General features: G+C 46.8%; 17 protein-coding genes and 2 rRNA genes. 17 read left to right on the forward strand and 2 right to left on the reverse strand.

Annotated elements, in window-relative coordinates:
- Positions 1-32: 32 nt before the first annotated feature.
- The 3 genes from QNO02_RS03035 (at position 33) to QNO02_RS03045 (ending at position 3,789) form a co-directional block, all read left to right on the forward strand.
- Positions 33-2,960, forward strand: a 23S ribosomal RNA gene (locus tag QNO02_RS03035).
- Between the two features lie 74 nt (positions 2,961-3,034).
- Positions 3,035-3,151, forward strand: a 5S ribosomal RNA gene (gene rrf, locus QNO02_RS03040).
- 284 nt (positions 3,152-3,435) lie between these two features.
- A complete protein-coding gene (locus QNO02_RS03045) occupies positions 3,436-3,789 on the forward strand; it encodes a FlxA-like family protein (protein WP_091038950.1) in 354 nt (117 codons plus the stop codon).
- 162 nt (positions 3,790-3,951) lie between these two features.
- Here the strand turns inward: QNO02_RS03045 and QNO02_RS03050 are convergent, their stop codons facing one another.
- Positions 3,952-5,307 carry an MATE family efflux transporter gene (locus tag QNO02_RS03050; protein WP_289391058.1) on the reverse strand — a complete coding sequence of 452 codons (1,356 nt, stop codon included), beginning with the start codon at positions 5,305-5,307 and terminating at the stop codon, positions 3,952-3,954.
- A gap of 162 nt (positions 5,308-5,469) precedes the next feature.
- Here QNO02_RS03050 and QNO02_RS03055 point away from each other — a divergent pair, with 162 nt between their 5' ends.
- The 10 genes from QNO02_RS03055 (at position 5,470) to QNO02_RS03100 (ending at position 14,150) form a co-directional block, all read left to right on the forward strand.
- Complete coding sequence (locus QNO02_RS03055; RefSeq protein ID WP_289391059.1) at positions 5,470-6,204, forward strand: class I SAM-dependent methyltransferase; 735 nt, start codon at positions 5,470-5,472, stop codon at positions 6,202-6,204.
- A 230-nt stretch (positions 6,205-6,434) separates the two neighbouring features.
- The gene (locus tag QNO02_RS03060; RefSeq protein ID WP_289391060.1) at positions 6,435-7,013 is read left to right on the forward strand and encodes an RNA polymerase sigma factor; all 579 of its coding nucleotides are present in this window, start codon (positions 6,435-6,437) and stop codon (positions 7,011-7,013) included.
- Positions 7,010-8,287, forward strand: a complete 1,278-nt coding sequence (locus QNO02_RS03065; protein WP_289391061.1) for a hypothetical protein — start codon at positions 7,010-7,012, stop codon at positions 8,285-8,287. Before QNO02_RS03060 ends, QNO02_RS03065 begins: the two co-directional genes overlap by 4 nt.
- Positions 8,288-8,345: 58 nt before the next feature.
- Complete coding sequence (locus tag QNO02_RS03070) at positions 8,346-8,804, forward strand: 2-thiouracil desulfurase family protein (RefSeq protein WP_249913873.1); 459 nt, start codon at positions 8,346-8,348, stop codon at positions 8,802-8,804.
- Between the two features lie 216 nt (positions 8,805-9,020).
- Entirely contained in the window at positions 9,021-9,698 is a 678-nt protein-coding gene (locus QNO02_RS03075; RefSeq protein ID WP_249913872.1) for an NAD(P)H-dependent oxidoreductase, read from the forward strand.
- A gap of 181 nt (positions 9,699-9,879) precedes the next feature.
- Positions 9,880-10,302, forward strand: a complete 423-nt coding sequence (locus QNO02_RS03080) for a MarR family winged helix-turn-helix transcriptional regulator (RefSeq protein WP_091018819.1) — start codon at positions 9,880-9,882, stop codon at positions 10,300-10,302.
- Between the two features lie 166 nt (positions 10,303-10,468).
- Positions 10,469-11,050, forward strand: coding sequence for an NAD(P)H-dependent oxidoreductase (locus tag QNO02_RS03085; protein WP_249913871.1), 582 nt, complete (start codon positions 10,469-10,471; stop codon positions 11,048-11,050).
- Between the two features lie 113 nt (positions 11,051-11,163).
- Positions 11,164-11,475, forward strand: a complete 312-nt coding sequence (locus QNO02_RS03090) for an ArsR/SmtB family transcription factor (protein ID WP_036668255.1) — start codon at positions 11,164-11,166, stop codon at positions 11,473-11,475.
- 159 nt (positions 11,476-11,634) lie between these two features.
- Complete coding sequence (locus tag QNO02_RS03095) at positions 11,635-12,669, forward strand: LLM class flavin-dependent oxidoreductase (RefSeq protein ID WP_051449565.1); 1,035 nt, start codon at positions 11,635-11,637, stop codon at positions 12,667-12,669.
- Between the two features lie 320 nt (positions 12,670-12,989).
- Positions 12,990-14,150 (forward strand): AI-2E family transporter, encoded by a 1,161-nt coding sequence (locus tag QNO02_RS03100; RefSeq protein ID WP_036614215.1) that lies wholly within the window; start codon positions 12,990-12,992, stop codon positions 14,148-14,150.
- Positions 14,151-14,301: 151 nt separating this feature from the next.
- On the opposite strand, the gene QNO02_RS03105 is transcribed toward QNO02_RS03100, so the two are convergent.
- A complete protein-coding gene (locus tag QNO02_RS03105; protein ID WP_100526808.1) occupies positions 14,302-14,673 on the reverse strand; it encodes an ArsR/SmtB family transcription factor in 372 nt (123 codons plus the stop codon).
- A gap of 227 nt (positions 14,674-14,900) precedes the next feature.
- On the opposite strand from QNO02_RS03105, the gene QNO02_RS03110 reads away from it, so the two are divergent.
- From QNO02_RS03110 to QNO02_RS03125, 4 genes are all read left to right on the forward strand, one after another.
- Positions 14,901-17,246: a heavy metal translocating P-type ATPase gene (locus QNO02_RS03110; RefSeq protein ID WP_289391062.1), complete on the forward strand. Its 2,346-nt coding sequence runs from the start codon at positions 14,901-14,903 to the stop codon at positions 17,244-17,246.
- Positions 17,247-17,453: 207 nt separating this feature from the next.
- A complete protein-coding gene (locus tag QNO02_RS03115) occupies positions 17,454-17,816 on the forward strand; it encodes an SdpI family protein (RefSeq protein WP_289391063.1) in 363 nt (120 codons plus the stop codon).
- A gap of 191 nt (positions 17,817-18,007) precedes the next feature.
- Complete coding sequence (locus tag QNO02_RS03120; RefSeq protein ID WP_289391064.1) at positions 18,008-18,460, forward strand: MerR family transcriptional regulator; 453 nt, start codon at positions 18,008-18,010, stop codon at positions 18,458-18,460.
- Positions 18,461-18,689: 229 nt separating this feature from the next.
- The gene (locus QNO02_RS03125) at positions 18,690-19,910 is read left to right on the forward strand and encodes an MFS transporter (RefSeq protein WP_062837652.1); all 1,221 of its coding nucleotides are present in this window, start codon (positions 18,690-18,692) and stop codon (positions 19,908-19,910) included.
- Positions 19,911-19,927 lie beyond the last annotated feature (17 nt).

Consider the following 19,927-nt stretch of genomic DNA (forward strand, 5'->3'; position numbering starts at 1 on the left):
AGGGAAGCGAGCGACCGAAACCGGAACAAAATGGTTAAGCTACTAAGAGCACACGGAGGATGCCTAGGCGCTAGGAGCCGATGAAGGACGTGGCGAACAACGAAACTGCCTCGGGGAGCTGTAAGCAAGCTTTGATCCGGGGGTGTCCGAATGGGGAAACCCAGCTGGGGTAATTTCCAGTTACTCACAACTGAATACATAGGTTGTGTAGAGGCATACCAGGGGAACTGAAACATCTAAGTACCCTGAGGAAGAGAAAACAATAGTGATTCCGTCAGTAGCGGCGAGCGAACGCGGAGAAGCCCAAACCAGAGAGCTTGCTCTTTGGGGTTGTGGGACGTCTCACATGGAGTTACAAAGGAACCGGTTAAGCGAAGAGGTCTGGAAAGGCCCGCCAAAGAAGGTAAAAGCCCTGTAATTGAAAGTCTGTTCCCTCCGAGACGGATCCCGAGTAGTGCGGGGCACGTGAAACCCCGTATGAATCCGGCAGGACCATCTGCCAAGGCTAAATACTTCCTAGCGACCGATAGTGAAGCAGTACCGTGAGGGAAAGGTGAAAAGCACCCCGGAAGGGGAGTGAAATAGAACCTGAAACCGTGTGCTTACAAAAAGTCAGAGCCCGTTTTAGGGGTGATGGCGTGCCTTTTGTAGAATGAACCGGCGAGTTACGTTCCCGTGCAAGGTTAAGGTGAAGAGCCGGAGCCGCAGCGAAAGCGAGTCTGAATAGGGCGAATGAGTACGTGGACGTAGACCCGAAACCGGGTGATCTACCCCTGTCCAGGGTGAAGGTGCGGTAACACGCACTGGAGGCCCGAACCCACGCATGTTGAAAAATGCGGGGATGAGGTGGGGGTAGCGGAGAAATTCCAATCGAACTCGGAGATAGCTGGTTCTCCCCGAAATAGCTTTAGGGCTAGCCTCGGAAAACAGAGTCGTGGAGGTAGAGCACTGATTGGGTGCGGGGCCCGCAAGGGTTACCAAGCTCAGTCAAACTCCGAATGCCATAGACTTACTTCCGGGAGTCAGACAGTGAGTGCTAAGATCCATTGTCAAAAGGGAAACAGCCCAGACCATCAGCTAAGGTCCCCAAGTGTGTGTTAAGTGGGAAAGGATGTGGAGTTGCACAGACAACCAGGATGTTGGCTTAGAAGCAGCCACCATTGAAAGAGTGCGTAATAGCTCACTGGTCGAGTGACTCTGCGCCGAAAATGTAACGGGGCTAAACACACCACCGAAGCTATGGCTTGATGCTTTGCATCAGGGGTAGGGGAGCGTTGTATAAGGGTTGAAGGTGTACCGTAAGGAGCGCTGGACATTATACAAGTGAGAATGCCGGTATGAGTAACGAAAAGATCAGTGAGAATCTGATCCGCCGAAAGCCTAAGGGTTCCTGAGGAAGGCTCGTCCGCTCAGGGTAAGTCGGGACCTAAGGCGAGGCCGAAAGGCGTAGTCGAAGGACAACAGGTCGAAATTCCTGTACCACCGTAAGCCGTTATGAGCAATGGGGGGACGCAGTAGGGTAGTGACGCGGACTGATGGATGTCCGTCTAAGCAGTAAGGCTGATGTGTAGGCAAATCCGCACATTGTAAGGCTGAGCTGTGATGGGGAGCGAAAATTATAGTAGCGAAGGTCATGATCTCACACTGCCAAGAAAAGCCTCTAGCCAGGTGAAGGTGCCCGTACCGCAAACCGACACAGGTAGGCGAGAAGAGTATTCTAAGGCGCGCGGAAGAACTCTCGTTAAGGAACTCGGCAAAATGACCCCGTAACTTCGGGAGAAGGGGTGCCCCGGTAGTGTGAATAGCACGAGGGGGCCGCAGTGAAAAGGCCCAAGCGACTGTTTAGCAAAAACACAGGTCTGTGCGAAGCCGTAAGGCGAAGTATACGGGCTGACGCCTGCCCGGTGCTGGAAGGTTAAGGGGAGTGGTTAGGGAGTAATCCCGAAGCTGTGAACCGAAGCCCCAGTAAACGGCGGCCGTAACTATAACGGTCCTAAGGTAGCGAAATTCCTTGTCAGGTAAATTCTGACCCGCACGAATGGCGTAACGACTTGGGCGCTGTCTCAACGAGAGATCCGGTGAAATTTTAATACCTGTGAAGATGCAGGTTACCCGCGACAAGACGGAAAGACCCCATGGAGCTTTACTGCAGCTTGATATTGAATTTGGGTACGATCTGTACAGGATAGGTGGGAGCCTTTGAAACGTGAGCGCCAGCTTGCGTGGAGGCAACGTTGGGATACCACCCTGATCGTATCTAGGTTCTAACCTGGTACCGTAATCCGGTGCGGGGACAGTGTCAGGTGGGCAGTTTGACTGGGGCGGTCGCCTCCTAAAGAGTAACGGAGGCGCCCAAAGGTTCCCTCAGAATGGTTGGAAATCATTCGAAGAGTGCAAAGGCATAAGGGAGCTTGACTGCGAGACCTACAAGTCGAGCAGGGACGAAAGTCGGGCTTAGTGATCCGGTGGTACCGCATGGAAGGGCCATCGCTCAACGGATAAAAGCTACCCTGGGGATAACAGGCTTATCTCCCCCAAGAGTCCACATCGACGGGGAGGTTTGGCACCTCGATGTCGGCTCATCGCATCCTGGGGCTGAAGTAGGTCCCAAGGGTTGGGCTGTTCGCCCATTAAAGCGGTACGCGAGCTGGGTTCAGAACGTCGTGAGACAGTTCGGTCCCTATCTGTCGTGGGCGTAGGAAATTTGAGAGGAGCTGTCCTTAGTACGAGAGGACCGGGATGGACGTACCGCTGGTGTACCAGTTGTTCCGCCAGGAGCACCGCTGGGTAGCTATGTACGGACGGGATAAACGCTGAAAGCATCTAAGCGTGAAGCCCCCCTCAAGATGAGATTTCCCAGTATGTAAGACCCCTTGAAGACGACGAGGTAGATAGGCTGGGGGTGGAAGTGCAGCAATGCATGGAGCTGACCAGTACTAATCGGTCGAGGGCTTATCCAATTAGCAAGTTCTAAATCGCATGTTTCGTTTCGAATCTAGTTTTCAGAGAACGATCTCTGAATGTAAGCTATGCGTTTGGTGGCGATGGCGGAGGGGTTCCACACGTACCCATCCCGAACACGACCGTTAAGCCCTCTAGCGCCGATGGTACTTGGACCGCAGGGTCCTGGGAGAGTAGGACGCCGCCAAGCAACAAGGAAGACACACTTGATCATATCGAGTGTGTCTTTTTTTGTTGCTATTTTTCTGCCGAGAAACAAACTAACTATATAGATAAGACAGCATCAATATAATCATTTATATGAAGACTCTCAGTATTAATAATTGGACTACGGATTAATGCTGATATACATACTTCCAATAAAAATGATCAACTTCTGTTTCTTAGCTCCTTCAGCAACCTTTCAGTTGAATTTAACGTACGTTTCAATGGAATAGGGTATAGTGAAGCCAAGTAAAGAGGAGGAGAACCATAATGAATATATCTTCTACAGCCAGCTCCACAACATCATACATATCGACATCTTCGAGCTCCGACAATTCAAGTAGCTTGGAGAAACAAAAGTCGAAGCTTGAGGCTCAACTGGAGAAAGTACAATCCAGCAAGGACGATGAGAAGACGAAGGATACAAAGACCAAACAGCTTGAACAACAGATCAAACAGATTGAGGCACAGATTGCACAGCAAAGCTCTCAAGGAGCCGGTACAACCGTTGCTAAGGAGGCGCCACCTGCCCAACCTCCATCCAATGGAAAGGGTGTAGCTACCCCAAAGGAAATTGCTAATGCAACAACAGATAGTAATGGCCGATTTGATATACGTATCTAGTTGCTTACATCTAATGTAGGATAAAACAAAGCCCTGACCGATCTATATTGATCGTGCAGGGCTTTATTAATTTGTTTATTAGATTATTTATGAGGTCTACCTACATTCTATCTACGTTCCATTTATCTGCTATCTGTTGCCGTAATTATCTGGTTACTACCGTTACTCAGGACGCAACGCGTTTATTCGATCCGTAAGGGATCGTTTTCTATAGTACACGGCTATGGTTGCAAGAACCAGCATTTCGGACAGCGGTACGGCAAGCCATACACCCGTGACACCAAAGAATGAAGGCAGGACTGCAATCAACGCAATCATGATAATCATTTCACGCGCAGCTGTAATCCAGATGGCCATTTTGGCATTCCCTACAGATTGGAAATAGGTACTCATGACAAAGTTAACACCCATAAACACATAGGCAAATGTAAATATACGTAATCCGTAAATGGCATTATCCGTTACGCCGCTGCTGAAGTTTCCAAAGATTTGCACGAAATAAGGTGCACCGATCTGAACAACAACCAGTAACAACAGACCGCATGCGAGAGCTGTTTTAGTGGCTAAACGTATCGTTTGTTGTACCCGTTTAATCTGATTGGCACCGTGATAATAGCTGATCAGAGGTTGGGCAGCGGATGCCAGACCCAGGAAAGCCAACAATACAACACCATGAATATAGTTCAATACGGTAAAGGATGCTACACCATCCGTGCCCGCAATGCGGTCCATCGAGATGTTATGGGAAACAGAGAAGACTGACATGCCAAGTTCAGCCAGAAAGCTGGGGAAACCAATGAGTAGAAGGGAAGCCAGCAGTTTGTTGTTCCATTTGAACCGGGTAAACGTGAGATTATTTGTTTTTTTGAATAAGTGAGTGAACAGAACAAGTAGCGTAAGAGACGCCGATACAATTGTACCGAGGGCCACACCGCGTACACCCCATTCGAGTACATACAATGTTACATAGTTAATAATGATATTGGCCACTGCAAAGGTAATCTGAGCGTACATGGATGTGTTGGGATTCCCATCGTTTCGTACAAAAATAGAGAGCGCATTTTCAATGGTGAAGACAAATCCGAACAATAACATGATATTCATGTAGTCCGAAGCAAACGGGAAGGTCTCGGCGTTAGCACCGAGGGAGTATACCAGCTTGTCTTTGAACGTAAATGCAGTATATCCAATGGCTATCGTAACTAACATAATGAGCATAATAGATTTGGTGAAAATTTGTTTGGCTGATGTGATATCTTTTCTACCCATCGCGTTGGAGTACAAGGTTGCCCCGCCCATACCAATCCACAGTGACATGGCAACAAAAAGCGTGTAGACAGGAGAGGCAATGCCGATCCCGGCCATCGCGGTAGAGCCCAGTTTGTGTCCAACCATAATGCCGTCGATAATAAAATTAAAAGCAACTACCAGCATCCCCAATACGGAAGGCACAAGGTAACTTATAAAAGCTTTACCTACAGATTGCCCTTCCAGTGGATGCGTCCATTTCGTATTCATATTAACCTCCGTTAGTAAACTGAATGTTCATTCTGTATTAAATAATACTGAACGTTCGTTCTGTATGATAACACGGCTTGAATTCTCTTGGCAACTTTTGCGTTTAAATATCGTTTATGTGGTAGAGTAGGTGGATATTTATAAGGCGGGAGGAATCGCTTAATGAAACAAAATAAATACGATGAAGTTGAGTTTTTTGATAACTATAGTAAGATGGCACGTTCCATTCAAGGGCTAGATGCAGCGGGGGAGTGGCATGAACTACAGACTCTTTTGCCTGATTTGAAGGACAAGCGTGTGCTGGATTTGGGATGTGGTTTTGGTTGGCACTGCCGGTATGCGCGAGAGCAACAAGCGAGTTCAGTGATCGGTGTAGATCTGTCTGAAAATATGCTTCAGCGTGCTCGTGAAATGACGGACGACCCGCAGATCCAGTACAAGCAGCTGGCGATTGAAGATATTGATTTTGCACCGGGACAATTTGATGTTGTGATCAGTTCACTTGCTTTGCATTATATTGAAAGGTTAGACACGGTGTATGCTAAGATCAATGATTGTCTCGTAGAAGGGGGCACATTTGTACTATCTTCCGAACATCCCATCTTCACCGCTCGCGCTGCGCAGGATTGGCATTACGGACCCGAAGGTGAGATCCTGCACTGGCCCGTGGATGATTACCACGATGAAGGGAAGCGTGTGGCGAACTTTCTGAATCAGGATGTGGTTAAATATCATCGTACACTCGCAACACATATGAATGAATTCATAAAGGCAGGGTTTGCTATTCAACAGGTAGCTGAATCCAAGCCATCACCAGAGATGATTGAACAGGTCCCAGGCATGAGAGACGAGAATCGGAGACCGATGTTTCTGATGATTGCTGCGGTGAAAGTATAACGATGAAAATGATACGTTAGATCAGAGGGCAGAAAGAAACTGTGGAAGTGGAGCGTTCCCCTAAAAGATTTCTGATAGAGATTTCTAACTAAGCAAACTTGAAGGAATCAGTGTGTTCAGCGATGTTGAACATGCTGTTTTTTTATTTTGCTACAATTATAAGAAATAATGTCCAAAACAGGGAACCAAACCACAGTAGACTCAGTCATATTAAGTGAGGTGAACAACAGTTGGATGATCAATTACTGGCACAGGCTCAGACCATAGACAATTACACACTTAGCAGCATAATGGATGACTACGGAAATGACGTGTGGAATTACGCTTATTTTCTGACCAAAAGTGCCGAACAGGCAGATGAATTGTCACAGGAGGTATTTATTCGAGCGTACTCGGGGATCGCTCATTATCGTGGAGATTGCTCACTGAAAACATGGCTGTTGACGATTACTAGAAACACGACTTTTACATATCGAAAATCCAGATTCTTTCGTAGCAGTCTGTGGGGAGAGACGTTACCCATTGAGACAGAGCGTGGGGGTTCGGGCCAAAGAGTCATGATTGCAGAGCAGCCTGCACATCCTTCGGCCGAGATGGAAGTGATGCGTAAGGAGCATATCCATGAAATCTGGGATATTGTTCTGGCGTTGCCAAAGAAGTTCCGGGAGATTCTTTTACTGAATCTGAAATATGAGCTTACGACGAGTGAGATTGCTGAGATGTTGAAAATCAGCTTAGGCACAGTAAAATCCAGACTTTCCCGAGGTAAGGATAAGGTACGGAAACAATGGGAGGAGCGAAGCGAATGAGACACAAGGATGAGCAATGGGAAAAGGAAATCCGGAAGGGACCGTTTGCGTCGTCTCCTTTTACAGAGGATCACAAGCGAAAGGTGCTTCAACAGGTGGAGTGGATGAAGAAGTCGGAAGTGGGAAGCAAGGGAGATAGGCCAGAGAGCAGATCCAGGTTGTCCAGGCCGCAAGTAGGCAACGTGTCACACAAGCGTCGCCCTAGAAGAGGACCTCTTGTTGCAGGCGCGGGTGCATTGGTTATTGCCGCTGGATTGTTCCTATGGATCTGGGATGATGGACAGCTGGTGAAACCCGTAATCGAGCAGGTCTATCCGACAGCAGCGTTACAGTTATCTGATGGTTTGAACACGAATCTGCTAACCGACAAAATGAAAAGAAATGTTGCGACTACGATGCGAGATGATCTGGGTAAACAGCTGAAGATTACGAAAGTGGGAGACTTGCCTGTGTCCGGCAGAATATATGTAGAGGCTGGTAGCGAAAGCGAGAAGGAGTATGCGCAGATATGGCTCGATGCGACAACAGGAAATCTGCGTGAAGTGCAGATGAGACGTGAGATGCAGCCAAGCGAACTGGAACACCGTTATTTGCGTCAAGTTCCATCGCTTTTGCAAAGTATAGGCAGCACTCCAACGCTTAAACCTGCATCAGTACAACGTTTTGTAAGTATGAAGCAAGGGGAAATGGAGCCGATATCACATACGACATTATGGTTAGAAAATGAGACTGGCGATGGTTATGGGGAGATTGTATGGCAACAGGACAAGGCTGTCTCGATCACAGGCGACCTTAGACCTGATCAAGTATCCCAGGCAGCGCTGACGGATGCCAGAAACGCGATTGAGGCTCTGTCTGGTAAAGCCAATCTTGATCTGGTAAGAGTAAGCCGAAGTAAAGATGATGAACTTGGCAAGGATACAGTCTTTTTTTCCTTTAAAGATAACTACTTTGTGCAGGTGACCGAAGGAAAAGAGGGCTTGGGCTATACCGTAGGGGATGCTAATTATTATGAGCAACAAGAAATAGGCAACATCGAAGAGATGGAGGCTTATCATGAAAAATTATATAATATTGATGAGTCTCTTCTTAGAGAAAAAGTGGGGCCAATAGTTAAGAAGATATTTAACATTGATTTTGACGCCTATAAACTTCACAGAAATGCTGAGCAATTGGGAGTCGTCACATTTGAACTGGAGTCGAGCACGGATGTTTTTCAGGTTGAATACAGGGAAGATGGACGGATCAAGATGATTACCAGAGGCGAGTTATAGGGCTGATCTTATATGTTACAATTTACTTCATAGATGGAATGAGTATAAGGAGATAACGATGAAATATTTGGTGAGTTCATGTCTGGCGGGGGTAGCCTGCCGTTACAACGGAACAGCGAGTCTGGATGAGAAAATTCAGGAGCTTGTGGAGAAGAAGCAGGCTAAGATGGTATGTCCGGAGCTGCTTGGCGGATTCTCCACTCCACGGGAACCGGCTGAAATTATCGGTGGCACGGGCAAGGACGTACTGGCAGGCACTGCAAAAGTGATCGAGAAAAGCGGCAAGGACGTCACAGAGCTGTATATCAAGGGAGCCTATCAGACGCTCGAATGGGCCAAAAAATTGAATGTATCTTGTGTGGTACTGAAGGAGTTTAGTCCGTCCTGTGGTACACAGATGATCTATGATGGGAATTTTGCCAACCACAAGGTAACTGGAGAAGGTGTCACCTCAGCATTGTTGAGGCAAGAAGGATATACCGTCATTTCTGAAAATGAATGGATGGAGCAATTGTAAACTTCATGTGTGAGATTATGCCGTCTAGGAGAAGATTTATGTCCTGCATCGGCTATTTTCCTTGTTAGGATACAATACTTACTTTTAGAAACTGAGAAACAATAATGTGCGTACTTTTCATTTTCGGATATAGATTCTAAACTAATACTTAAGTAAATCAAAAACTAGAGACTGACGATTCAACATAAAAAATCTATAAAAAGGACGTGGAGTTTCATGGAAGTTACAGCAAAGTCAAAGACAAAGGAAGACATCTTAAAAGCTTATCATTTCCGGCATGCAACAAAGATATTTGATGATACCCGCAAAATCTCGGATGAGGATTTCCAATTTATATTGGAAACAGGCAGATTATCTCCAAGTTCCATTGGTCTTGAACCGTGGAAGTTTCTGATTGTACAAAATCCAAACCTGCGTAAGCGTCTGTCCGAAGTCTCTTCCGGCGCTCAAAAGCAATTGGCTACAGCAAGCCATTTTGTTGTTATTTTGGCCCGATCAGATGCCAGTTATAATTCTCCTTATGCGGAGTACATGTTGAAGGAAACAAAGGGAATGCCAAATAACGTATTTGAGCTAACAAGTGAGGCTTATGGAAAGTTCCAAAATAACCAGAAAATTCTGGATAATCCACGATCATTATTCGACTGGGCATCCAAACAGACGTATATTGCACTCGGCAACATGATGACGGCGGCAGCTCAAATCGAGATTGATTCTTGTCCAATCGAAGGTTTCAGCCGTGAGGACGTCCACCGTATTATGGAAGAAGAGGGCTTGCTGGAAAATGGCGCATGGGGCGTCTCTATGATGGCAGCCTTCGGTTATCGGGTAGAGGAGCCCCAGCGTGAGAAGTCCCGACAATCCGTTGAGAAAATCACGCAATGGATCAACTGAATTCAGCATGAATCCAACATGAATTCAAAAACGATGATCTAAGTCTAACATTATAGATCAGGATCAAAGTAGTATCGGAACAGCCCGATATTTTCCATATGTTAGAAGGATGGAAAGGGCTGTTTTTCTTTTTTATAAAAAAGAACTTGAAATTACATAGATGTCTATGTATAATGAGGTCATGCCAAAATACAACGCAATTGCACTGATTGCAAGAATCAGGGACCATGTCAACAAACGGATTGTACACGAATTGGAACAGCATGAGGTAACAGGGATTGTTCCTTCTCATGGAGATGTATTGATGTTCTTGTACCGGGAAGAGACGCTGTCGATCAAGATGTTGGCTGAACGTGTTCAACGCACGCAACCAACGGTAACGGTACTGGTCAACAAGCTTGAGAAGCTTGGCTATGTTGAACGTAGCAAGAGTGCCGAAGATAGCCGAGTGACGATGATTCGCCTAACCGAACAGGGGAAGCGACTCGAACCGATCTTCCATCAGGTATCAGAGCAGATTAATGACATCATCTATAGTGGCCTGTCCGATGAACAGTCGGAGCAATTGGAGAGCTTGCTGTCCATTATTGTCCGAAAGTTATAATGAATGAACTCTTCTGTCTGCAACCCTTCCAGATTTGACTGGGGTGGAGGCAGAAGAGCCCAAATATTTTTTTAACCACATACATAGATATCTATGTATGCGGGAACGTATCAATGTAACCCATTTTCGCAACCTAACTCAAACCAAACCTGGAGGGATTCACACTATGAAACATCTTATCGTATATGCTCACCCGCACACAGACAGCTTTAATAACGCAATCCTCAATACTGCTGTAGAAGCGCTCGAAGCTCAAGGCCATGAAGTAGTCGTTCGTGACTTGTACAAGCTTGGATTCCAACCCGTACTGACTGAAGCTGACACAGCTTCCATGCGAGCAGGACAGACACCACAGGATATCGCTACAGAGCAACAGTTTGTTACAGATGCAGAAGCCATTACATTCATCTATCCGATCTGGTGGACAGGTCTTCCTGCCATTATGAAAGGATATGTTGACCGTGTATTCGCCTATGGTTTTGCATATGCAGCGGGTGAAGCGGGTATCGAGAAATTGCTGACAGGCAAAAAAGGACTCATCATCAACACACATGGTACACCAAGTGAAATTTATGATCAGATTGGTATGACTGCTGGGTTGAAAGTTACCTCAGACGTAGGTATCTTCGATTTTGTAGGCATTGAAGCAGTAGATCATCTGCTCTTTGGAAGTATTGGATACCTGGATGCACCCGCATATCAAGCCATGTTGGATCAGGTTAAACAGACGGTAACAACCAAATTCTAATATAGATGTTGTTTCCCTATAGGATTCCATATGATACCAGACCGACTCGATCATGAGTCGGTTTGTTTGTTCATGTGTTTGCAAAATGGTTGAAAGGGGGTATAATCGTACCCATGGAACCTATACTTATATTCAAAGCATTATCGAACGAGACACGTAGACAAATCTTGTTGTGGCTCAAAAACCCGGAGCAACACTTTCCACCGCTGGAACTATCTCAGCATCCGGATGGTGGCAAGAACGGAATCTGTGTTGGCACGATTCAAGTGAAGGCTGGACTGGCTCAGTCGGTTATATCCAGTTATCTGCTGACCATGCTCAAGGCAGGGTTGCTGCTCTCCGAGCGAAGAGGACAATGGACGTATTATCGGCGCAACGAAGAGACGATTCGTCAGTTTGCCGAGTACGTGCAGAACGAGTTATAAGCCGGATGCCGGAACGGAAGCTAGGATGCACATGCAGGCAGGGATTCCGTCCGGATGTAAACGGCTAGTTTATCATCACATCACCCTATCCAGTTGTGATTTAATTAATCTATATATCTGGATATACAAAAATATAATCATCGAGGAGATTAAACGATAATGACTACAGAAAATACAGCTTCATCCCATAAAGAACATATTAATGACGTTAAGCTTTCCATCCTGGATTTGGCTCCTGTTGTAGTAGGTGCAACACCTGCTGATGCTTTGCGCAACAGCCTGGATCTGGCACAGCATGCTGAGCGTTGGGGATATCACCGTTACTGGGTAGCTGAACATCACAACATGCCGGGTATTGCTTCTTCCGCAACTTCGGTCGTTATTGGATATCTGGCTGGTGGAACCAAAACGATTCGTCTGGGTTCAGGAGGCATCATGTTGCCTAACCATGCACCGCTTGTCATCGCTGAGCAGTTCGGCACATTGGAATCCTTGTATCCTGGCAGAATTGACCTGGGACTGGGTCGCGCACCAGGGAGTGACCGCCGCACATCGCTTGCACTACGCAAAGATCTGAACAGTGGGGAAGATTTCCCTGAGCTTTTGGCAGAACTTAGAGCATACTTTGATGCTTCGGCGACATCTTATCATGCGCCTGTTCGCGCAGTTCCTGGAGAAGGATTGAATATTCCAATTTATCTCTTGGGGTCCAGTGATTTCAGTGCACGTCTGGCAGGTCAGCTGGGATTGCCGTTTGCTTTTGCCAGCCACTTCTCGCCCGATTACACCCGTATTGCACTGGAGACGTATCGAAACAATTTCCAACCATCTGATAGCTTGAAGGAGCCACATGTGATTGTTGGTGTTAACGCTGTTGTTGCGGATACAGATGAGGAAGCAGCTTGGCTGGGTACAACGATGCAACAGCAGTTCCTGAACATTATTCGCGGTACAACGGGATTGGTACAGCCTCCGGCAGAGATGGAAGGCAAATGGACGGACCGTGAGAAAGCTGGTGTGGAGCAGACGCTGAAGGCAGCTGTTAATGGTTCGCCAGAAACCGTACGTGGACAGCTGGAATCCTTCATTCGGCAGACGCAGGCAGATGAGCTGATTATTACGTCGATGATCTATGATCATAAGGCACGTCTGCATTCCTATGAGTTAATCGCACAATTGGCGGGAAAAGCCTGATCTTAAATTTTTCAGCATAAAAGCTGCTTAAAGGTAAGTTATAGATACAAATTTACGGTTCGTCTCACAGTGAGGCGGGCCGTTTTTGAATAGGGAGAATTTGCAAATGTTTCGTGTGGGGCAGAAGACTCATTTTGGGGTAAAATGACTTTACCGGTTTAATTTGAAACGGTTAATCAGCACCATACGTATAAATCCAGAGTGTTATACATATGTTGGCTTGTACAAGATACTTTATTTTATTCGTGTGTAAGGGGCGTTTATCTAGATTTACAGTTTGAATTTTTAATTAAGGATACATGAGAGAGGACGACACGCCTATGGAGCAACCTGAGCAACCCCGCGTTTGGCCGGAGCGGTTCAAGCGATTTTTTCTTAACAACAAGTTTGTGCTATTTCTGCTAATTCTGCTGTTGGTGGGACTGAATGTCATGGTTCTGACCAAAGTATCCTTTGTTCTTCATCCGCTCGCAGTACTCATCAAAACCATTGTGTTACCTATTATTCTGTCAGGCATACTCTATTATCTGCTGAATCCGATTGTGGATGTGATGGAAAGGTGGAAAATCAAGCGCGGCTGGTCCATTCTGATCCTGTATCTTGCGATTGGAGGCATTCTGACAGTCGTAGTATTGGCGGTCATTCCGGTTGTGCGTAACCAGATTGTGGGGCTGATTGAAAATTTCCCAACGTACAGTGAGACGGTAAAACAGCAGTTTGAGGAGCTTACGGGCAGTAAATTGTTCGGTCAGTTCCAGGAAACGGTGAATCTGAATTCGCAGGACTGGTGGGGAACAATCTCCCAAAAGGCTACTGAAATTCTGAACTCGACCTGGACCAAATTGGGCGGATTCCTCGGAGCTTTCACGGAGACCGTGCTGTCCATCGTAACGGTTCCGTTCATTCTGTTCTATCTGCTAAAAGACGGCAAGAAGCTGCCAGCGAAAATTCTGTCTTTCCTGCCGATCAAGAGCCGTACGGGCGCAATGCATGTGCTGGAAGACATCAATCACCAGATCAGTTCATTCATTCGTGGACAGATTATCGTCAGCTTCTGCATCGGTATTCTGCTCTACATCGGTTATATGGTCATTGGTCTGGATTATGCACTGATTCTTGCAATTATCGCATCGTTCACAAGTGTTGTTCCGTATCTGGGACCTGCAATTGCGATTACACCAGCATTGATCGTGGCACTCGTCACTTCCCCGGTGATGCTGCTGAAAATGGTTGCCGTATGGACGATCGTACAGTTAATTGAAGGTAAATTCATCTCACCACAGATCATGGGTAAAACGCTGAAAATCCATCCGATCACGATTATCTTTGTCATTCTGACTTCGGGTAATCTGTTTGGAGTCGTGGGCATTCTGCTCGCTGTTCCAGGATACGCGGTGCTGAAAGTATGTGTATCGCATATCTTCAACTGGTTCAAGGACAGATCGGGCCTTTACGATCCAAACAAGAACAATCTTTTATAACCAAAGTGGCAAGTTCCAATGGATAGTTAATCAGAAGATTTAGTCACTTTTTATTTTGTACAAAACGGTACCCTTACCAAGAAGAACCCCCGTCCATCGGCAAATAGCCGAGAGGCGGGGGTTCTTCTTCATGAACAAGCTTGGCTGCTGCCTAGCTGTGTTTAATATGTTGGAGCGTTTGCAGGAAAATCTGCTCAATATGAGTATCATCCAGAGAGTAGTACACCGTCTTGCCTTCCTTGCGCCGCTTGACGATCCGCATGTTGCGGAGAGAACGCAGCTGATGTGAAATGGCCGACTGTCCCATGTCGAGCAGAACCGTCAGGTCATGAACACATAATTCCTTCTGTAACAGCGCATCAATAATACGTAGACGTGTAGGGTCGCTGAATGCCTTGAACCAATCTGCCATCTCGGAAGAGGTCTCCCGATCTATGAGTGAAGTGCGAATCGTCTGCACGTCCGCTTCAGTACCTGAGCAGGCTGCATCACATTCGCTTGGTGCTTTAACCGGTTGTTCCATTTCCTATCACCACCTATGTTAACAACTATAGCTCTATTATATCCAAAACCCGCCTAAAGCGAAATGATTACTATTAGCATAATCTGTATGAAAAATCAACAACGATTGTTGACACTCATGTTTAGGCGTGCATATAATAGGGGTAACCAAACATATGAATGAGTGCTCATATATTGAATACAATTGAAATATAACATCGTTTTTGTACTGCAAAGGGGAGAATTCACATGGGAACCGGACAGGAACAGGTGAAAAGGGAACTGCTGCTTGATGGACTGGATTGTGCGAACTGCGCATTAAAGATTGAGAATGGCGTCAAAAAAATTAAGGGCATTAACGAATGCTCTGTCAATTTTGTTACCAAAACATTATCGCTACACACCACTTCCGACATGGACGAACAGGTAGTGGAAGAAGCAAAACGCAAAGTGCTTCGGCTGGAGCCGCATATTCGCATTTCGGAAAAAGGAAAACACGTGAACGGACATGTGCACACCCATACAGGGAGTGCAGGTAGTGCAAATAACCACAGTCATGACCATACTGGACATGATCATGGACATTCACATTCACATGGCAAACACTCGCATGCTCATGATCAACATCAACATGGTCACGCACATGATCATACACATGAGCACGGGAGTCATGCTGGACATGATCACAGCCATACCCATAATGATGCCCATGCAGGCCACTCGCATGAACATGGTGCAGGACAGACAAAAGTGTTGCTTGCTCGTCTTGCTGCAGGTTCTGTGCTGCTCGCAGCTGCGATCTGGTCGCCGCTGGAGGGCTGGGCACAGTTTACGCTATATGCGCTCGCTTATCTGATTGCCGGGGGAGACATCGTGCTCCAAGCGTCCAAAAACATCATCCGCGGTCAGGTGTTCGATGAATACTTCCTGATGTCCGTCGCTACCTTGGGTGCCTTTGCTATTGGAGAGTATCCCGAAGGGGTAGCGGTCATGCTCTTTTATCAGCTCGGAGAGCTGTTTCAGGGCATGGCGGTTAATCGGTCACGCAAGTCGATTCAGTCACTGATGGACATTCGCCCAGACTACGCGAATATCCTGACGGGTTTGGGTGACGAGACCCGTCGTGTATCTCCAGAAGACGTACGGATTGGTGATCGTATTGTCGTGAAAGCAGGAGAGCGAGTACCGCTGGATGGTATCGTTAGAGCTGGGCGTTCCATGGTGGACACTTCTGCTCTGACAGGTGAATCGGTACCTCGTGAGCTGGAGCCCGGAAGTGATGTACTGAGTGGATTTGTGAACAAAAATGGTATGTTGACGATTGAAGTAACCAAAACGTTTGGTGAATCAACGGTATCCAAAATTTTGGATCTGGTGCAGAACGCGAGCAGTCGGAAAGCGAAAACAGAGCATTTTATTAGTAAATTTGCCCGTTATTACACACCGGTTGTTGTTATCCTTGCAGCCCTGATTGCATTTGTTCCGCCGTTGATACTTAGTGGTGCAACATTTGCCGATTGGATCTATCGTGCATTGGTCTTCCTGGTTATCTCATGTCCTTGTGCGCTGGTGGTCTCTATTCCACTTGGATTCTTTGGTGGTATCGGAGCGGCTTCACGTAACGGGATTCTTGTCAAAGGCAGTAACTACCTTGAAGCGTTGAACGATGTGAAAGTTGTTGTTTTTGATAAAACGGGTACACTAACCAAAGGTGTATTCAAAGTAACAGCCATTCGTCCCGTAGGCGGACGCACGGAAGAGGAATTGATGAAGCTGGCAGCCATTGCCGAAGCGAATTCCAATCATCCGATTGCCGAATCCATTCGCGCAGCTTGGGCCAAAGCGATTCCCACGCAAGGTGTGGAAGGTTATGATGAAGTTGCCGGACACGGGATCAAGGTGAGCGTGGATGGTCGGGAAGTGCTGGCAGGCAACGCCAAATTAATGAAGCAGGCAGGTATATCCTATACCACACCGGAGACGGCCGGAACGATAGTCCACGTGGCTGAAGCTGGCACGTATGTTGGTCATCTGATCATCGCCGATGAAGTGAAGGACGATGCAGCTGCTGCGATTCAGGCGCTGAAGAAGCTCGGCATCCGCAAAACGGTCATGCTGACAGGAGATGCGAAAGCCGTGGGTGAAGCGGTAGGACGTGAGCTGGGTGTGGATGAGGTCTATGCTGAATTGCTGCCACAGGATAAAGTCGAACGACTGGAGCAACTGGAAGCTGCCAAATCTCCGAAGGAAAAAATGGTGTTTGTCGGTGATGGCATCAACGATACACCTGTCCTGGCGCGCGCCGATGTGGGCGTGGCCATGGGTGGGCTCGGCTCGGATGCCGCGATTGAAGCGGCTGATGTGGTCATTATGACCGATGAACCGTCGAAACTAGCGAGTGCAATCCGCATTGCTAAGCGTACACGAATGATTGTGTGGCAAAATATCGCGTTTGCTCTGGGGGTTAAAGCAGTCTTCTTGCTACTCGGTGTGTTCGGCATAGCTACCATGTGGGAAGCGGTATTCTCGGATGTCGGTGTCACGGTGCTGGCTGTTCTGAACGCCATGCGTGTACTCCGAGTGAAGAATATCTAAGTTTACGAAACGATCCAGGCGGCTCTTCGTATATACGTAGAGCCGTTTTTTTATATTTTTATGTAGAAAAGTCTAACTAGACATTTATACGAGAACGGAGAGGACAGAAATAACCTGAAGAAGCGAAGCTGCATCAGCAGGTTATTCTGTCACCGGAGTGTCAGTGTAAGCAGGTCTATGGAAGACAACAGTGAAGGGGAGAACGTTTTGACAGGAGCAGTAGTAGGGATAATTATCGGAGTGTGTTATTTCATTCTGGGGTTAATGGTGTTCAAAAAACCACCGAAAATGATTAACGGAATATATGGTTATCGGACCCCGCGTGCAATGAGTAATCCCGAGTTGTGGGACGAAGCGCAAAGTTATAGCGCCAATCTGATGATGCAATTTGGTGTGATTATTACGGTATTCGGCATTATCGGTTTCTGGCTTACAGATGTACGAGCTTTGGTGCTGAGTCTGGTTGCTACAGGGTTCTATACGTTCAGACTATTTACCAGAGTTGAAGGCCGGTTGAAGCAAATGCAACGTGCTCAACAGCAACAGCAACAGAATGAGCAGAACGTTTAAGGTAAAGTGAATGAATAGTTTACAGAGGAAGACTCGCGTGTGAAGCGGGTCTTTTTTTGTTGAAGATAGAGAATGGAAGGCGATGTTGAACTCGCTAAGGCTTTATGTTTGAAATCTAACGTTGACGTTAACGTTAAAATTATATATAATTATGTACATAACATTACAGACATATGGAAGAGGTGAGGGAAATGAGTTTATATAAAATCGACGACGTAGCCAAGGAATGTGGTTTGACCAAGCGAACCATTCGGTATTATGAAGAGATTGGTGTCATGCCTTCACCTCAGCGGACAGATGGCGGTACGCGGTTGTACACTCGGGAGGATATCGATTATCTGAAAAAGGTGGTTCGCGCCAAAGAGGTACTTGGATTCTCCCTTCAGGAGTTACATACCTATGTGGCAACAGCAGATGCCTTGAACGAACAACGTTTTGACTACCAACAGACGACCGAAGTGAGAGAACGGATCGAGAAGCTCACCACGATGGAAACAACGCTGGATGGTCAGCTGCAACTGATTGAGCAGAAACTTCAGAGCATACATGCCGTACAGACTGAACTGGAAGAGCTGCGTGAACGCGTTCGGAGCGGTATTCAGAAGTTACAGGCACATGATCCGCAGGGTGATGAAGACGGCTAACCCAATTAGCATCTAATATTTAATAAACAAAACTGTATACACATAATCGCTACATGGAGTGAGCACCATAGTACCTGTGGCGATCCTGTACAAACACCGGATGTTTCGGTGTCATTTGTGCCGTTTTGTTACCTCTAATTCTGAAAATGTATAGAATGTTTTCATTATTTTCATAGTCATTTTCAAATAAAAGTTTCATCACATAAATTATTCACAGGAGGAATTACGTATGAAAAGAGAGCCATCATTACCGGACGAATTGCCGTCATCACGTGGGGGCTTGTTATCCCAACCGCGAGCGGTATGGGCGGTTGCCTTTGCATGTATCATATCCTTTATGGGTCTGGGGCTGGTTGACCCGATTCTGCCCGCGATTGCAGATCAGCTGCATGCTTCGAAAAGCCAGGTGTCGCTGCTATTTACCAGTTATAACGCTGTAACCGGGGTAGCGATGCTGATTACAGGTGTCGTATCCAGCCGGATTGGTGTGAAGTGGACGTTGCTCAGCGGTATATTGCTGATTATTATCTTCTCGTTCCTCGGCGGTACCTCAGACACCGTAGGTGCACTGGTTGGTTACCGTGGCGGTTGGGGACTGGGTAATGCCTTGTTCATCGCAACGGCGTTATCTGCCATTGTTGGACTGTCCACGTCGGGGACAGCCAAGGCAATTATTTTGTACGAAGCAGCGCTTGGTCTCGGGATTGCGGTTGGTCCGCTGCTTGGTGGTGAGCTGGGTTCCATCTCTTGGCGTGGCCCGTTCTATGGGGTGGCTGTTCTGATGGCGATTGCATTTATAAGCATTACATTTATGCTGCCCAAAATGGCTAAACCGAAAACACGAAGTTCTTTGTCCGATCCATTCAAAGCATTAAGTTATCCTTCATTGAAAACATTGGCGATTACCGCCTTCCTGTATAACTTTGGTTTCTTTACCTTGATGGCTTATTCACCATATGTCATGAATCTGGATGAGCACGGCCTGGGTTACGTATTCTTTGGCTGGGGCTTGATGCTGGCGATTACGTCGGTATTTGTTGCACCAAGATTACAACGCCGATTTGGATCGGTTCCGTCCATGAGTGTCATGCTTACATTGTTCGCGATTGATCTGGTTGTTATGGCAGTAGGTACGGTGATGGGTTCACCAACTACCGTTATTGTTGCAGTCATTGTAGCCGGGATTTTCCTTGGAATTAACAACACGTTGATTACAACGGCTGTTATGGAAGCTGCACCTGTGGAGCGTTCTGTTGCTTCTGCTGCATACAGCTTCGTTCGTTTCCTGGGTGGTGCACTTGCTCCATGGCTTGCAGGTAAATTGTCCGAGTGGTTCCTCCCGGAAACGCCGTTTTATTTTGGCGCATTAATGGTTCTGATTGGTGTCGTGGTACTGCTGGTACGCCGTCATCATCTGCGGGATATCGATTCCGCTATTACATCTCATTAATTCACAGGAGGGATTGC

Origin of the sequence: Paenibacillus sp. PK1-4R (assembly GCF_030369595.1) — a bacterium.
In the GTDB taxonomy this organism is placed as follows: Bacteria; Bacillota; Bacilli; order Paenibacillales; family Paenibacillaceae; genus Paenibacillus.

What these genes read in the sequence shown, in the direction of transcription:
- QNO02_RS03045 (WP_091038950.1), top strand. Translation starts at nt 3,436, where the DNA reads ATGAATATATCTTCTACAGCCAGCTCCACAACATCATACATATCGACA.
- QNO02_RS03050 (WP_289391058.1), bottom strand. Translation starts at nt 5,307, where the DNA reads ATGAATACGAAATGGACGCATCCACTGGAAGGGCAATCTGTAGGTAAA.
- QNO02_RS03055 (WP_289391059.1), top strand. Translation starts at nt 5,470, where the DNA reads ATGAAACAAAATAAATACGATGAAGTTGAGTTTTTTGATAACTATAGT.
- QNO02_RS03065 (WP_289391061.1), top strand. Translation starts at nt 7,010, where the DNA reads ATGAGACACAAGGATGAGCAATGGGAAAAGGAAATCCGGAAGGGACCG.
- QNO02_RS03070 (WP_249913873.1), top strand. Translation starts at nt 8,346, where the DNA reads ATGAAATATTTGGTGAGTTCATGTCTGGCGGGGGTAGCCTGCCGTTAC.
- QNO02_RS03075 (WP_249913872.1), top strand. Translation starts at nt 9,021, where the DNA reads ATGGAAGTTACAGCAAAGTCAAAGACAAAGGAAGACATCTTAAAAGCT.
- QNO02_RS03080 (WP_091018819.1), top strand. Translation starts at nt 9,880, where the DNA reads ATGCCAAAATACAACGCAATTGCACTGATTGCAAGAATCAGGGACCAT.
- QNO02_RS03085 (WP_249913871.1), top strand. Translation starts at nt 10,469, where the DNA reads ATGAAACATCTTATCGTATATGCTCACCCGCACACAGACAGCTTTAAT.
- QNO02_RS03090 (WP_036668255.1), top strand. Translation starts at nt 11,164, where the DNA reads ATGGAACCTATACTTATATTCAAAGCATTATCGAACGAGACACGTAGA.
- QNO02_RS03095 (WP_051449565.1), top strand. Translation starts at nt 11,635, where the DNA reads ATGACTACAGAAAATACAGCTTCATCCCATAAAGAACATATTAATGAC.
- QNO02_RS03100 (WP_036614215.1), top strand. Translation starts at nt 12,990, where the DNA reads ATGGAGCAACCTGAGCAACCCCGCGTTTGGCCGGAGCGGTTCAAGCGA.
- QNO02_RS03105 (WP_100526808.1), bottom strand. Translation starts at nt 14,673, where the DNA reads ATGGAACAACCGGTTAAAGCACCAAGCGAATGTGATGCAGCCTGCTCA.
- QNO02_RS03110 (WP_289391062.1), top strand. Translation starts at nt 14,901, where the DNA reads ATGGGAACCGGACAGGAACAGGTGAAAAGGGAACTGCTGCTTGATGGA.
- QNO02_RS03120 (WP_289391064.1), top strand. Translation starts at nt 18,008, where the DNA reads ATGAGTTTATATAAAATCGACGACGTAGCCAAGGAATGTGGTTTGACC.
- QNO02_RS03125 (WP_062837652.1), top strand. Translation starts at nt 18,690, where the DNA reads ATGAAAAGAGAGCCATCATTACCGGACGAATTGCCGTCATCACGTGGG.